The 14,415-nt window shown below is 47.2% G+C and carries 10 protein-coding genes; all 10 read right to left on the bottom strand.

The window, feature by feature from the left end; all coding sequences use genetic code 11:
- Nucleotides 1–616 precede the first annotated feature (616 nt).
- The 10 genes from EPD59_RS15190 to EPD59_RS15145 all read right to left on the bottom strand — a co-directional run bounded on the left by EPD59_RS15190 (nucleotide 617) and on the right by EPD59_RS15145 (nucleotide 14,168).
- Nucleotides 617–1,453, bottom strand: coding sequence for a glycosyltransferase family 2 protein (locus tag EPD59_RS15190; protein ID WP_133273523.1), 837 nt, complete (start codon nucleotides 1,451–1,453; stop codon nucleotides 617–619).
- 30 nt (nucleotides 1,454–1,483) lie between these two features.
- Nucleotides 1,484–2,665: a glycosyltransferase gene (locus tag EPD59_RS15185; RefSeq protein WP_133273522.1), complete on the bottom strand. Its 1,182-nt coding sequence runs from the start codon at nucleotides 2,663–2,665 to the stop codon at nucleotides 1,484–1,486.
- Nucleotides 2,666–2,745: 80 nt separating this feature from the next.
- The gene (locus EPD59_RS15180; RefSeq protein WP_133273521.1) at nucleotides 2,746–3,699 is read right to left on the bottom strand and encodes a nucleotide-diphospho-sugar transferase; all 954 of its coding nucleotides are present in this window, start codon (nucleotides 3,697–3,699) and stop codon (nucleotides 2,746–2,748) included.
- A 4-nt stretch (nucleotides 3,700–3,703) separates the two neighbouring features.
- On the bottom strand, nucleotides 3,704–4,777 hold the full coding sequence (locus EPD59_RS15175; protein WP_165963623.1) for an O-antigen ligase family protein: 1,074 nt from the start codon (nucleotides 4,775–4,777) through the stop codon (nucleotides 3,704–3,706).
- A 276-nt stretch (nucleotides 4,778–5,053) separates the two neighbouring features.
- Nucleotides 5,054–6,367: a glycosyltransferase family 4 protein gene (locus EPD59_RS15170; RefSeq protein WP_133273519.1), complete on the bottom strand. Its 1,314-nt coding sequence runs from the start codon at nucleotides 6,365–6,367 to the stop codon at nucleotides 5,054–5,056.
- Nucleotides 6,271–7,347, bottom strand: a complete 1,077-nt coding sequence (locus tag EPD59_RS21665; protein WP_165963622.1) for a hypothetical protein — start codon at nucleotides 7,345–7,347, stop codon at nucleotides 6,271–6,273. Before EPD59_RS21665 ends, EPD59_RS15170 begins: the two co-directional genes overlap by 97 nt.
- Nucleotides 7,344–8,150, bottom strand: a complete 807-nt coding sequence (locus tag EPD59_RS15160) for a hypothetical protein (RefSeq protein WP_133273517.1) — start codon at nucleotides 8,148–8,150, stop codon at nucleotides 7,344–7,346. Before EPD59_RS15160 ends, EPD59_RS21665 begins: the two co-directional genes overlap by 4 nt.
- A 43-nt stretch (nucleotides 8,151–8,193) precedes the next feature.
- Entirely contained in the window at nucleotides 8,194–10,842 is a 2,649-nt protein-coding gene (locus EPD59_RS15155) for an oligosaccharide flippase family protein (protein ID WP_133273516.1), read from the bottom strand.
- Between the two features lie 56 nt (nucleotides 10,843–10,898).
- Nucleotides 10,899–13,283 (bottom strand): polysaccharide biosynthesis tyrosine autokinase, encoded by a 2,385-nt coding sequence (locus EPD59_RS15150; protein WP_133273515.1) that lies wholly within the window; start codon nucleotides 13,281–13,283, stop codon nucleotides 10,899–10,901.
- A 102-nt stretch (nucleotides 13,284–13,385) separates the two neighbouring features.
- The gene (locus EPD59_RS15145) at nucleotides 13,386–14,168 is read right to left on the bottom strand and encodes a polysaccharide biosynthesis/export family protein (protein ID WP_240731441.1); all 783 of its coding nucleotides are present in this window, start codon (nucleotides 14,166–14,168) and stop codon (nucleotides 13,386–13,388) included.
- Nucleotides 14,169–14,415 lie beyond the last annotated feature (247 nt).

Below are 14,415 nucleotides of genomic sequence, written 5' to 3'. Positions count from 1 at the left end.
ACTGCTTCATTAGTTTGAGTTTAAGTTATCTCTATTGATTTCTTTTAGAAATGGCAATCAAAGAAGATTTGCCCTTCGTTTAGTAGACGTTAAAACCTCTCATGAATGAGAAGAATTTATGATTCTATAATTGTATATAATATAGTAGATCATAGGGGATGCAAGGTTGCTGAGGATAGCGTTAGAAAGAAGATTGTTAAATTTTTAATATTTTACAGTACTAGAAATAACAACGCTTTTATAAATATAAATGATATAAACCTTGTTTAGCAATAATAGTGTCAAATTTTTTTGAACAATTTTGTTAGGAGTAATCGTGAATAGGATATACTTGATCAAGAATATTAAAAAAAAGAGTTTACACGCTTAATCGTTATCACATATGTTAAATAAGTGCAAAATAAAAATAATAGGATTTTTGCAATAAAATTTATCTTTACAAATAAGCCTTTTTGATAAGCAAGCTTCCTCGGGCCAAGTAAGATTATTACTTGGTGCCTAGTTTCAATATTAGAATTTAATGATATTAAAAAAGCCCCCCGCGGGGCTCTCCCGTCGTTTGGAAGACGGGAGAGCCCCGCGGGGGCTTTTTGGGATCTGTTATTTAAAACTAACTCTAGCGCCAGTAACCTAGAATCCGACGCATATACCCGTTAGCCAAGAAAAGTGGGAGATAAAGCGGCGGGCAATTGCGACGGGCAAATTGAGTGAAGTCGCGTAGGTTCGCACCACCTCTAATGCTGAACAGATGATTGTAATAATTACTTAAGCTCTTTCGCTTGCGGTTGTGCTGGTCGCCGCTTTCGTCAGGATATGTGCCAAGTCGAGCATCAAAATTCAAGTATACCTCGAAGCCCGCTAAACGAGCTTGGTGTGTAAAGTCATAATCAGCATAGTAGTGGGGCAAAACATCGGCCGCAAACAAACCAATTTTATCAAATACAACGCGCGGAATCATTAACCCGCGGCCGGGTAAATTTTGACTAGGCCACTGTCCCTTGCGTTGATCTGGAGCCAGATCATCGAGCAGACGCCGAAAGCTACCCGTGCGCCAATCGAGCCAGCCCCCACTATAGATGGGCTCTTGCGTAACGGCATCCAACTCGTAAGCGCCATAAAGCGCCGGTGGCCGGCTGTCGGCGGCCTTTTTCATATTGGCTACAAAATCGGGGTAGACGATTACGTCGTTATTCATGGTCATCAACCATCCAGCGCCCTGATCTAAGGCGTAGCGTAAACCCAGGTTTACACCTGCAGTCCAGAATAAGGACCCGGAGCCAAAAAGCACCTTCACCTCAGGATAATCCTTCGCTAAAGTGGCTGCAGTACCGTCGGTAGAACCATCATCAACTATAACTACTTTAAAATCTTGGTCTGTCTGCTCCCGCAATGAGTCGAGGCAGGCAAGAGTAAAGGAAAGGCGATTGAAAACGGGAATGACAATATGGAGCATAAACAAAAAAACAGGGTTGCTGCGTGCTATTTAGCCTACAACGGAATAGTCAAGCGATTTAGATGCTGAGGGTACACCTACCTTTTCAGTGCCATATAGTGGAAGAAGCTGGGAAAGGGAATCTTGCATAGAGTAATGCTCTTGCACAAAATTCCGACCGGCCATACCGTATTGCTGGCGTAAGTCAGGCCGGTTAATCATCTCTAGCAGGGCCTGAGTAAGTGACGGCACATTGGGCGGTACACATCGACCAGTTTTGCCCTCTATTACTAAATCACGCAGCCCGTAGACATCATATACTACTGCTGGTACGGCGCAACTTAAGGCTTCGAGCAAGGAGTTGCCAAGCCCCTCCAAGAATGAAGTCATCACAAAAACATCCGCCGCTAACAAAGCCTGACGGACATTATGCAGCTGACCTACAAACCTAGTAATATCATCTACCCCTAGCTGCTTAGCATGGTTTTGCTCGGCAAGATGTGTAATCCCTTCCCCTACATGTAAATAAAGTATAGGATAAGGTGTTTTTGAGCGCAAAGCAGCCAACGCTTCCAGCACAGCCCCATGATTTTTGTTTTCAGTGCAGCTTCCTACTGAAATTAGGACAACTGTATCATCAGAAATAGCAAAGTGTTGACGTGCTTCTGCCCTTTCGGCGGCGCTACGTGCTGGTATGAAGCGTTCCTCATCTAGCCAGTTAGGAACAAGCACTGTTGGGTTGTTATAGGTTTCTGCCTCTACCAGAGCTACTGATGGTCCAATAGCGGTGAATGTAGTGCCGAGTAAGCGCCTAGCAATCCAGCGGTAAGTACCACGTCGGAGGCGTACTTCTCCTTTAAAATTGAAGGCGCTATGGACCGTTGAGACAAGACGTGGAATACCAGCTAACCTCGCTACCAGTAAATACCAGAAGAAATTTTGCTCTGTGTGGTTATGAATTACAGTAAACTCCTTCTCCTTAAGAAACAGGTACAGATTCCACCAATGAGAGATTGACCACTTGGAGAAAGGCCGGTGGTATACTGTAAAACCAGCGTCTTCCAAAGTAGAAGCATAATCTCCTACTGTAGCACCGTCGGCTATTATATGCTGATTATAACCTTGTGCATGCACAGTTGGAGCAGCTAATCGCAACATCACTTCAGCCCCGCTAAAACGTAGCGAGTGTAATATGTGTAATACCTTTGGAGCAGGCAGGGTAGAAGAAGCCATAAAAAGGGAGTGTGCTGAGCGTTCAGGAAGTATCCATAGGACGATACTAACTCAAATAATATTCTATTGAGCGTCTAGCATTAAAATAGCGCAGCCACTGAGCGAAAGCGAGCCATTATCTTATCGCGAAGAGTGCCGCGTAGTTCTCGATAATCGGAAACCGTGTCGCGGATCACGAAGCTTGGATGACGCAATGGTCTGAGTATTGGCTTAACGGAAAGATTAGCCCAAGGATGAGAGCTATTAAAAGTATGGGTAGCTTCTCCTCCAAAGCCAATGTTGCTTATCAAGTTGACGTTGGGCATAATACTCAAACCTGACTGCACAAGCATAGTAAAAGCCCACTGATAATCCCAAGTGTCAAGCTGACCATTATGAGTAGCCCATAATGGATTCAGCATCATACGTGCTTCCAGAGGATTAAAGAATTGGCGCCACAAATAATTCTTTCGCTGAATTTCGGGCAACAACGGGGTTGCGGAGTTATAGTGGCGCCATGCTCTGCGCCACGTAGCCCAACCCCATATAGCAGCATGCCTAGAGAAATAGTAAGAGTAATCGGAGTCGTGAACCCAACCGCGCATGATATTGCTACCATTGATATGCATTACTCGCGTATCATCGCGGTAATGGTGCAAGAGGTCATCACAGTAAGTGAAGAAAGTGGGATGCGGTAAGCAATCATCCTCCAAAATGATTCCGGCTTCCTCATGTTGAAAAAACCAGTCGATAGCAGAACTCACTGCTTGGCGGCAGCCAAGGTTCTGTTCACGAAAAAGGGTATGTACAGTACAGGGCCAATCCACTCCATTTATAACTAAGCTGCGCACAGCCTCACAAGCTGCTGCCTCACTTGGCCGGTTTGCTCGGGCCCCATCGGCAGCGATGTATAAGCGTGGGGGGCGCGCAGCACGAATACCAGCAAGTACCTGCTCCGTAACGTCGGGGCGATTGAATACCAGAAACAAAACTGCCGAGCGAGGTGCTGAACCGTTCGTCGTGTCGGCGGGATGAGCAGAAGAGTTGACGAGCATAGAATCAAGCTGAATAATGAACGGCCGGTTCAGCCTGAGGATGGCTGTTGACAAGAGGGGTTGATCCCTCATTTTCTACTACAGGGGTAGCAGCAATAGCCGCTAAGGTTTTGATACGGACAAAACCAAAGCCTGCCAAGCCATAAAAATAAGGGGGTAAGCTGTACGAATAGCCATACACCAAACTAGTGCCAATGAAAATGCACCACGTCAAAGTTTCCGGATCCATGGCAGGGCGCTTCAGCAGCTGTAGCAGTGCATATAGCTGAGGCATTGATAAGAGGAGCAATCCTATGACTCCAAGGTAGAATAGGGCGTCAATGTAAAAGCTGTGTAAAAAGTGACCGTGGCCATCTGGAAAAACGACTAGAGTTGGTTGGTCAGGATCATAAAATTGGATTGGTAGTTCAAATCCTTTAAACCGCATGCCAGCTACCGGATGTTGTTCGATAAAAGGCCAATACGATCTTGCCTGTTCGGCTCGCCACCCACCCGTACCTTGCTTGTCGTGATTCTCGATATCGGCTATATCATCTGCGATTTTGGTTAAAATCTTAGGATTCGAGACGGCTAATGTTGTAAGCGCCAAGAATAGCAATACAGCGGGAATACCTAACAGAGGCAACAAAGCCTTAAAATTTAAACGTTGACGCGCTGCCCCAAATAACAGCACTAGGTTGATTGCCAAAGACGCAATGGAAACCACCCATACTGTGCGATGCTGAAAAAATAGAATAGCTACAGCAGCTACGAAAAATAGAGCGAGGTGAAGCGGTTTCAGCGTTTGCAGGTAAGTGTTGAAATGAAAAAGCAAAGGCAGCACCAATAGATAAACAGATGAAGCTACTAGTCCCCGTTCATGATTGACGAACGCCCCCATGCTAAGGGCATCAGGATTGATAATACTTACGTTTAGGAGAAAAGCTACCCAGATCATTCCTATCAGATCGGGTAATGTAATACGTCCGACGACTCTGTATACTCCATACATGGCTGAGAGAGTAAATAGCACCATTACTTTCTGAAATACGTGCGGATACACCGCTGGTACGTCATAGTTTAAGTACGAATCAGCCATAAGAAGCCCTACACCCGCCAAAGCGCACCAGAACACATAGCGTGCAATTCCGCTTAGGTATTTATATAGAAGGATGCTCAGCGGTATACAGCCAGCAATAACCAAAGGGGGATACCCATCGAGTGGTGACGGTGCCGATTGTCCAAACTCGTCCATCTCAATGCGGCCCGTAATAAGGGTTGAGAAGAGAAGATCCAGTATTAATATGGACAGTAGTGGAAGAGCATATAGGAGCCGATAGCGTATTTTCATGTCAGTAATCGTGATAAGATTAGCCTAAAGAGACAAGACAGATACAGCTTGGGGGGCTTTTTGACCGAGTATACGATGGTATTGTTCCTCATAAGCTGCGGTCACGATGGGGATCGAGAACCGTTCTTGTACGCTCGTGATACCTTGTTGACTTAGTTGTTCATACTGTTTGGGGTGAGTCAGCAAATCGCACAATGATGTGGCTATTGCTGCTGGAGAATTGATATTAGTGAGTACCCCACGCTTTCCATGATCAAGCACCCAAGGAACTGCACCTGATTTAGCCCCGGCTACCACTGGCACACCCGCTTGCATGGCTTCGATAAGCGTCATCCCAAATGACTCTTCGCGTGATGGATGCAACATTACGTCGAAACCAGGCAGAAGGGTTGTTATCTCACGGTGCGAGGCTTTACCGGCAAAGTGTATTCCTTCAGCAACCCCATGCGACTCGGCCCAGCCCTGAGCAGGCCCATTCACACCATAATCAGAGCCGTATAACCAATATTCCGTATCGGGACCTAGCTGCTGACGCACCTCACGAAAGGCTAACAGCGCTGAGCTTACGTTCTTACGAGACGACCACTCAGCAAGCATCGACACAATACGTCGCCGTGGCCCGGCCGGAAAAGTGTGCGGATAGCCTGGGGCCGGCCATACGGCATTCGGTATTACAACTGGCTGACGGGTAGCACTCTTTAGCGCATCGGCTAAGTACGGAGAAACAGCAGTGAAGTTTTTACCCTGTCGTAATACCTTCAATTTCAGGAGCAATCGCGCCACCCGATAGGCATCGGGTACATACCGCAAAATAAGCCAAGGGTCATCATGCAGAGTGATTAGATGAGGATAACCACTCATTAGGGCGCCAAGCGCAAACTCGTATCCCCAGTGAGCATGCACGATGTCCGGTTGATCTTGATCTATGAAGCGAGCTAACTCCTTACCCTCTTGCTTAAACAGGTCAAAACAGCGCTCGCGGGGTCGGGGGCGGAAGTGGCCTATGTAGATAGTGAGCTGGCCTCCACGTAGAATTACGGGTGTGGTTACATTAGAATCTAAAGAGTAAATAGATACCTGATGACCAGCCTCCAGCAATCCTTGTACTAATGGCGTAATGGCGCTTCCCCCCATCCCGTTAGGGATGATATCATCTGCTTTTACGTTCAAATGCGAACGCAGCGCATTGACATCAATGGTGGTAGAAAGCCCGATTTTCATAGAAAGGGAAAAAGCAAAGGTCAGGTAGCCGGTGCCGGCCGAAAAAGTAGCCGCTTTGCAATAAGCAATAAGCGTGGAAGCTTCGTAGCCAGCGTCAGTAAGCGCCGTGGCCGCCATACGGGATGCGGAACACCCAGATAGCTACCTAAGTAATCAGCTAAGTCTGTGGGGGGCAATTTCCAGAATTGGGAGCTTGGCTTTACTACTAACCGACTAAGTACCGGAATACCCTGAGTTTTCTCATTGGGCAAATGCCACAGCGTCAATCTTGCATCGGCGGCACGAACGTTCGTGTTTTGGTAGGTAGTCCAAATACGTCGAATGAAAGGACTCGCATCTGTCCAAGGGCGCGGAAGACGGTTGCACACAAAGCTGGTCATGTACTCGTCACCATCAAAAATATTCCGCTTGTTACGGAAACGAGGCGGCGCTGACGGATACTCACGCACAATTTGTTGCCAGGTCGCCGTCAGTTGGTTTGCCACCTCTGCCAATCTCTCTCGGCTACCACCAATAATCTCGCCGCCAAAGTGTAAGGGCACGGCTACCGGATACTCAGGATCTAACTCTCGGTATAAGTCGCCCATATCACGGCGACTCAGGCCATGGATTTTAGTGTCAGGCAACGACTCTGGTTCTGCATCCAGTAGTAAAAGAGTATCGCTCTGTACAAGCCGGACAAGCTTTGGATCAGGACGCGTCCAAACGCAGTCAGAGTCTAGTAACAGGCTGTGCGAGCCGGCATATGGCTGTGACAGTGCTTTTAGTACGTCGAGCTTATAAAAAGCATTACGAAATTCAGTAACAAAATGCTCTGGGGGGCGAAATGACTCAAAAGCCAAAGTTTTGGTTATTACGCCTAAACCCGTCAGGAATGCTCTAAAGTCGGTACCGTCCCAAGTTGCTGCCTCTTGATCATTGGTATACAAAATATGCCTAGCTTCCGGATTGCAGCGCACCGAAGTAGCAAAAAATACGGCAGTGCACTGCCAATAAATCCGCCGACGTTTACTAGCACTTACATCGAGCAATTGGGGATATAGCGAATCCGGCGTGGTAGTGTCGTCAACGCAGAGACTAGTTACGATATCCATCATATTCTAGACTTAACTACTGAGACGAGCTTTTTAAAGGAGTACTCCTTTGGTGGCGGTGCATCATCATCAGTCCCTGGTGTGTAAAAGCCTCGCAACGAATAGTCTATCTCTATTCCCTCGGAGGCGAATAAATCTACTACTGCATCTCTATGCCACTTCCCCCGGTAGATCCCGGTGATGGGAGCAAATGGAATAATGGCATGGTCGGGGTACGAATACAGGTCACGATTGATCGTATAGAAACGCTCGTTAGTGCGTTTCACCCGTCGATTTACATAGTACTCAGTCTGCCATGGGTCTTCGTGAGGACGAAAGTAACGTCCAATTCGTCTGATATTCCACATGGAGGCCATGGCGCTAAACAGGTAGTCATCCGAATGATCTACCTCCCACAAATCCGGAAATTGGCTTGGGTGAAATGGCCCCTGATTGCCACTTTCTACTAAACCTATATAGGTTATTTGGTGCGCTAGCATTGTGTCAACCATCTGCTGCACCTTCGCTTCGGGCACCAAGTGATCCAAAAACATATCCTCATGCAGATAAACCACGATATCAGTGTCGATCTGTTTGAAGGCTTCAAGTAAGCGCGAGCCGTGAGGAGTCTTGGCGCTGCCTGTAAAGCGTGCCACCCGTGTACAGGTAATATCAAGCCCTGGAAACGAGAAATCCTTAGTTTCCGTGCTCAGAAAAATTCGGCCTTTAAAACTTGGCCAGTACTTTTTGAATAGCTTAAAAAATGGCCCCCAACAATCAGAATAAGAATCAGTGCTGCTAACTAGAATGGAGTAATTGGGTTTCATCAAATGAAAAGGGTTAGAAGGCGAGCCTAAAGCCTTGCCTCTATTAAAGAGCTGATGCTAAGCCTGCCGCTTGAGGAGCTTGCGCAACGGGAAGTCGGTCAACTACATCTGCAACCGAAATCGTGCCGGAAGCAGTTTTGCCCTGTGATGGTCCACAGGTAATGTAGTCGTAGTCATGGCCGAGCTGCACTGTTAGCCGGGCATAGCAATCGTTGAAATAGCCATTAGGGAAAATCTCCAGCACTTGCAGGCCTGCCGGAGCCCAAACGATATTACTCATGCCAGCCCCGTGAAGCGCTACCACTGTTCGAGCCTGGCTGAATAATTTTACTTGGTCAGCGAAGGAGAGGTGTTCACTATAAATTATTTCAAAACCTCTTTTGCGGAGAGCTTCCTCGAGTGCTGCTTCATTGGACATAGCACGCCTTGGAACATACCGTCGTGATATATAAACGTCACGGTAGCCGGCAGGTAGGCTGGAATGATTGGGGAGGTAGTAATTTCGAAGAATATCTACTGCAATAGGCGGTACAAAGCCGGCATCTACTTCCGTTTGCAGCAGCAATAGGTTTGGAACACGTACAGGTCCTTCGGCAATAGAAACTCGTTGATCAAAATTGTCCCCCAATCGTAGCTCCAAAGCCTGACGCACAAAGGTAGGGTACTGCGCGGGTAGCAAGATGCGCACTTCAGGGTCAAGCTCCAGTGCTGTCAGCAAGTTAGGTAGCGTTTCGAAGATCCAATGGAAAAAAGGAGCGGGAGCGGCTGCTACTACTAATCCTTGCTCATCGAGAGGAGTAGGACGACGAGAATGTAGGAGGTGTAAGTGAGGCAAAATATTTCCCCAGCCCATCAACCGGCGCACATCACCTATACTTTCGGACAGAACATAATCAGCATCCGGTAGCCAAGTAAGTCCATTGGCAGGTGCAACACATACATCACGGAGCCAGTAGGCCAGACGAGCTTCAAAAGCCTTGTTGCGTCGAAAGTAAGGGGGGTAATGTGCTGGAAAAGAATAGTGCTGCGTAAGTGGCGCTGATAACGTACGCATGGTGCGAACGTGCGGACGAACATCATCCCAACCACATACTTCCTCCAAAGAGCGCAATGCCGTGCCAGGTAAGTTGCCAACCATTGAGCCTAACAGCTTGCGCTGAAGTATCTGTGCTAACCGTACCCGCACTTTCGCTACAGACAGACGCATCTGGCTAAAAGGACGCGACTGCTGTAAAAAGCTAAGCTTGCTCAGTACGTGCTCATCAAGTTGCATGCGGATAGGACGATTGATGCCAACTGTTAGCATACCAATCAGTAAGGATCCACAGAGCAATATGTGAGCCAGCAACTGCACCAAGGCTGGTACTCCCGAACCAGCGAAGGCTTTTGTTAGACCATAAGAAGCTAGCCCAACAACAAGTGCTGTTACAGTAGCGGGTAGGTAAGTAGATACAATATCAAAGAAGGTATAGCTTAATAAGCGTCTGCCAGCTATCAGATAGGCCAAATGACGTAGTACTTCGCCTAATAACATGGCCCCAGTCAGACCTACCAGGCCAAAGCGACTGGCATAGATCATAAGCAGGGCTTGAATTATTACATATCCCCCTTGTAGCGCCAGCTTGAAGTTGAGATCTGCCAGCGATTCAAATAGAATACCTCCAAAAGTAGATAGCATATTTAGCCCTACAACAAAGGCTACAATTTTAACAATCGGTATTGCTTCTAGCCACTGATCGCCAAGCATCACTTGGACCAAAGGCTCAGCTGTAGTGGCAATTCCTACACAGGTAGGCAACACCACATAGCTAGTAAGGGAAAGGGTAGTTAAGTAGGACTGACTTAGCCGCTTACGATCATTTTGTAGTGTACTGAAGGCTGGTAAAAGTACCCGTGCTATACTGGTCGTCATGTTGTGTACGGGTAGATACACCAACATGAATGCTCGATTATAGATACCCACCATGCGCACACCCAGTAGTCGACCAATAAATAACTGATCGAGGTTAGCACCAAGAAATTCTAGGAAGCTTATGACTGAAACCTTACCACCAAAAGCAAACAGTGGCTTAAATACATTCCAGCTGAAGAGTGGCCGTATGCTATGGCGAACATTCCAATAAGCCAGTATACCTAGCAGTATGCCCTGCGTAATTGTCGCTCCCAGCAAGCTCCAGACACCATGACCCCGAAAAGCCATTCCTAAGCCCACACCACCATAAGCAATTATATAAGAGGCAACCTCTATTTTGCTTAGTGTTTCGAATGCCATACGGCGCTTGAGCAAGCTTATAGCCGTAGCGGATAAGCCGGTAATCAACAAGCTTACCGCCATCACCTGTAGAATTGGTACTACATGGGGGTTTTTAAAGTAAAGGGGAACTATAGGGGCTGCAAACCAGAGTATTGTGGTGCACGTAATTCCGAGTAGAACCGAAACCGTAAAGGCTACCCGTACATCGTCTTCACTAAGTTCAGTACGTTGAATCAGGGCTTGTTCCAAACCCATTTGAGCGAAATAGCTGCCAAAACTTAACACAACTCCAGCCATACCAACTAAGCCAAAATCGGCCGGAGTAAGCAAGCGCGACATTAAGGCACTGTAGCCTACCTGCATCGCAGCAATCGCGAAGGTGGCCGTTGTGGTCCATTTAATGCTGTGCAGGATACGTGAGGATAGATTCTGGCTCATTGACACAGGAAATCTGGGAGCAAAACTGTCAAACTCGACAGTTACGCCTGGCGAATTTAGGCTGTATAGTAAGCCGATTCGCTCTTATAGCGGTACTCGTAGGTAGATGAGAAATTAACGCCGTTTAGTAATACATAAAGCTGCTGGTTGCCAGTCTGGCGTTGAGCCAATTCTTGCACCTGTGATAGCATATTGCGCTGTGTATAACGGTGACGAACGACAAAGATCGTTACATCAGTGTATTGATTCAGAATATAATACTCTGATACGAGGCCCAGAGGAGGAGCATCTACAATTACGTAGTCATATGATTTACGCAGTTCAGCTATCAGCGAAGCCATGCGTGGCATTTCCAGTAGCTCCAAAGCATTCTCCGGTATAGGGCCAGCAGCCAGAATCGCCAGATTAGGAATATCAGGTTGCTGTATCGCTTCGGCTAAAGTGCATTCCCCATTTAAGTAAGACGACAAGCCTGCGTGACGTGAGTCGAAACCGAAGTAGCCCGCTACGGTTGGCTTCCGCATATCAGTCTCAATTATAATAGTGCGTCTGCCTGAAAGAGCCAGTTCAGCGGCTAAATTGGTGCAGCAAAATGTCTTGCCTTCACCAGAAGTAGAAGAGGTAAAGCCAATAACACGTCGATCAGGCCCAGCTGCTACATATTGCAGATTCACGCGCACCGTACGGAATGACTCTGTAACAGCAGAACGCGGCATCTCCATTCGAGCTAACCGGATTTTACGACCAGCATCGGCTATCAATCCCAAGAATGGAGCATTTGTAACGCGCTTGAGTTCATCAGCACTTTGTACAGTTTGAGCTGTCCGGTCACGCAACAAAAGGAAGCCAGCGGGGAGCATTAGTCCAGCCAATACGGCAAACATGTACAGTTGTTTACCTTTGGGGCTTTCCGGAGCACTATCAGATAATTGAGCGCGGTCAACTATTTTCTTGTCGCTCACATTCGTCGCCAACATCAAAGCTGCCTCTGTTCGCTTCTGCATCAGGAAGTTATAGTTCTGATCATTCAGCGTAGTCTGGGTGCGCAGTCGAGCTTCCTGACGCTGATTCTCCGGCATCTGATTGATGGCGGTTTTGATAGAGGCCAGTCGATTGGTTATATCACTAAGCGTTGCATCTGATGAGCGTATCAGCCCAGTGAGGCTGCGCTGGAGTGACTGACGACGGCTCTGGATGCGGCTGTCTAAGGCCTGCAATACTGGGTTATCATCATTTGCGCTGACGGCCAAGCCAGCCCGCTGGCTAGTTAGCTGCGCTAAGTCACTTAGCTGACTATCAAGTACCGGATCGTTTACGCCTGCGCTTGCCCATGTACTAACTGCCTCTTCACTCGAATTTGTACGAAGAGCGCTCAGAACGCTTTCATATGTGCGCCGGGTAGTCAATAATTGAGCCTTCTGGTTTTCTAACTCGCTGATCTTACCAATACCTGAACTCGATTGAGCTCCAGCGTCGACCATGCCACGCGATGCCCGGAAAGAAGCAAGTGCGGCTTCTGAACGGCGTAGCGAATCGGCAACCTTTGTAATCTGTGATTCGATAAACTCAAAGGTCTTGCTGCCTTTTCGGTTCTTATCAACCAGATCGTTAAGGACATACGTTTCCATCAGGGTATTCAGGAAACGCGTTTCCTTACCCCCTACGGAGCCTTTGGTCGTGAGCCGGAGTACGCGGGCAAAGCGCTCTGTAGGTTCTACTACTAACTTGCCCTGATATTCACCAACCAGTGCTTGTGGGTGATTGATAACGAAATAGCGCTTTGCAACTTCAGGCAAAGATCTGATAGAATCGGTTGGGGTAATGGTGAGGGTTAAGTGGCGCGTGCGTAGCAGTTGACCAGGACGTACTACCTCGTTAAAAGTGAAGTTGTCGATGGTTTCTAGGACCGCGCCGGTACGCATATCAGTTAAGTATGCTTTGTCCGCCTCACCCTGAATATGGTAAAATCCATCGGGGCGCAACTCCAGATATAGCGATACCCCCGTTACCTGGGGGGCAATTGTGTCAAGCTTTACTGTGTAACCGGCATCCTGGTAATGCTCCTGGACTTTTAGATCGCCAAGCTTGTTAATTAATGAATTAGTAACGTCAAAATAAGATACCTCGAAGTCGAGTTTGTCGAGGGCTTGCTGTACCAGGGAAGCCGAAGTGAGCACACTTATCTCATCTTCTACGCTGGTTAGGTCATTGCGGCTTTCACTGGGCGTAAGCACCTCCTGCGCCTGACGAGAGCCAGGGGTTGCCCGATCGGCCAGCTGAAGGGTTGAATGAAAGCGATAAACTGGCGCCGTGGTCTGAACTTTAACCCAGGTGGCAGCCAGCAACACAAGTGGTACAAGAACAAAAAGATACCAATAGCGACCGAATTTGAAGAGCAAATTGCTCAGGTTCAGCTCATCCGAAGATTCTTGCTTATTCATCTGAATAACTAAAAAAGAAAAGGCCTGCGATTATATACAAGGTACGAACTAAGGATTTATGCTGCTGTAGGTTAGCAAAGCATTGGCTGTCGTGAGCTTATACTATTTGTTCGCAGATAAAATTAAGTTTGCTATTACGGCGATTGTAGTCAGGCCCGCGAATACGATACTTAAGTTGTTGATGTTCGCACGCTGCGTAAGGGCTGACTCAGGCTCTACATATACCGCATCGTTTGGCTGCAGATAGAAATAAGGGGAGGAGAGCAGATTGGGGCGTGTAAGATCGAGCAACACCACTTCGGAGCCAGTTGGGGTCTGACGGATGAGTTTAACGTTGCGACGGTTGCCTAACGGGGTAAGATCACCAGCCAAGCCAAGGGCTTCCAGTATAGTAGCCTGCGGATTCTGTATAAAGAAGTAGCCGGGGTTTCTGACCTCACCCAAAACGGTAATTTTAAAGCTGACCAGTTTGACTGAAGCGGTAGCACCGCGTACATAATTATTAACAGCATTCTGGATAACGCGCTGAGCCTCTGTTACAGTAAGTCCCTTCACCATAAGCCGGCCAGCTGTAGGTAGCATAATATTGCCCCCCGCATCGATCACATATCCGTTCGTATACTGAGAGCCTGGGTCACCGTTGATGAACGTTCCCTGACCTGTGTTCAGGTTAAATACTTGCGTAAGTTCGGGCTGTGCGCTTTGCACCGTAATATTCAGGACATCATTAGTTGCAAGCTTATACTCCTGGCGCTCATTGGTTACTGCTTTAGCTTGAGTACTGGAATAATCGGAATCCTGTAAATAGCTGATATCCTTGGTTGAGACACAGGAAGATAGGCCGCTCAGCAACAGGAGAGCCAACGCGTAGAAGGAACGGATCATAAAAAAATGGTGTGTTCGAAGGAGAGTAGAGTAAAGGAGAATCAAAAGCAGGAGCAAAAAGCAGGCGAAACTGTAAAAATGACAAGCTTATTTAGTACTATATAGTAAAAGTAATTCGTATTCTTTGTGATGTCAAGAAATAGTTAAATATTAATAATAAAATTTTGTACTTAACAATTCCGGGTTCTTACGGATTTACAACACTAATAGTTTTTTGACTGTGTAATAAGCACATCAAAAGCAGCTT

The organism is Hymenobacter radiodurans, assembly GCF_004355185.1.
Taxonomy (GTDB): Bacteria; Bacteroidota; Bacteroidia; order Cytophagales; family Hymenobacteraceae; genus Hymenobacter; species Hymenobacter radiodurans.
The sequence above is the reverse complement of the archived record's forward strand: the minus strand, read 5'-3'. Positions and strand labels throughout refer to the sequence as shown.

Excerpts from the sequence above, each read along its gene's own strand:
- EPD59_RS15190 (WP_133273523.1), bottom strand. The coding sequence starts at position 1,453 with ATGCTCCATATTGTCATTCCCGTTTTCAATCGCCTTTCCTTTACTCTT.
- EPD59_RS15185 (WP_133273522.1), bottom strand. The coding sequence starts at position 2,665 with ATGGCTTCTTCTACCCTGCCTGCTCCAAAGGTATTACACATATTACAC.
- EPD59_RS15180 (WP_133273521.1), bottom strand. The coding sequence starts at position 3,699 with ATGCTCGTCAACTCTTCTGCTCATCCCGCCGACACGACGAACGGTTCA.
- EPD59_RS15175 (WP_165963623.1), bottom strand. The coding sequence starts at position 4,777 with ATGGCTGATTCGTACTTAAACTATGACGTACCAGCGGTGTATCCGCAC.
- EPD59_RS15170 (WP_133273519.1), bottom strand. The coding sequence starts at position 6,367 with ATGGCGGCCACGGCGCTTACTGACGCTGGCTACGAAGCTTCCACGCTT.
- EPD59_RS21665 (WP_165963622.1), bottom strand. The coding sequence starts at position 7,347 with ATGATGGATATCGTAACTAGTCTCTGCGTTGACGACACTACCACGCCG.
- EPD59_RS15160 (WP_133273517.1), bottom strand. The coding sequence starts at position 8,150 with ATGAAACCCAATTACTCCATTCTAGTTAGCAGCACTGATTCTTATTCT.
- EPD59_RS15155 (WP_133273516.1), bottom strand. The coding sequence starts at position 10,842 with ATGAGCCAGAATCTATCCTCACGTATCCTGCACAGCATTAAATGGACC.
- EPD59_RS15150 (WP_133273515.1), bottom strand. The coding sequence starts at position 13,283 with ATGAATAAGCAAGAATCTTCGGATGAGCTGAACCTGAGCAATTTGCTC.
- EPD59_RS15145 (WP_240731441.1), bottom strand. The coding sequence starts at position 14,168 with ATGATCCGTTCCTTCTACGCGTTGGCTCTCCTGTTGCTGAGCGGCCTA.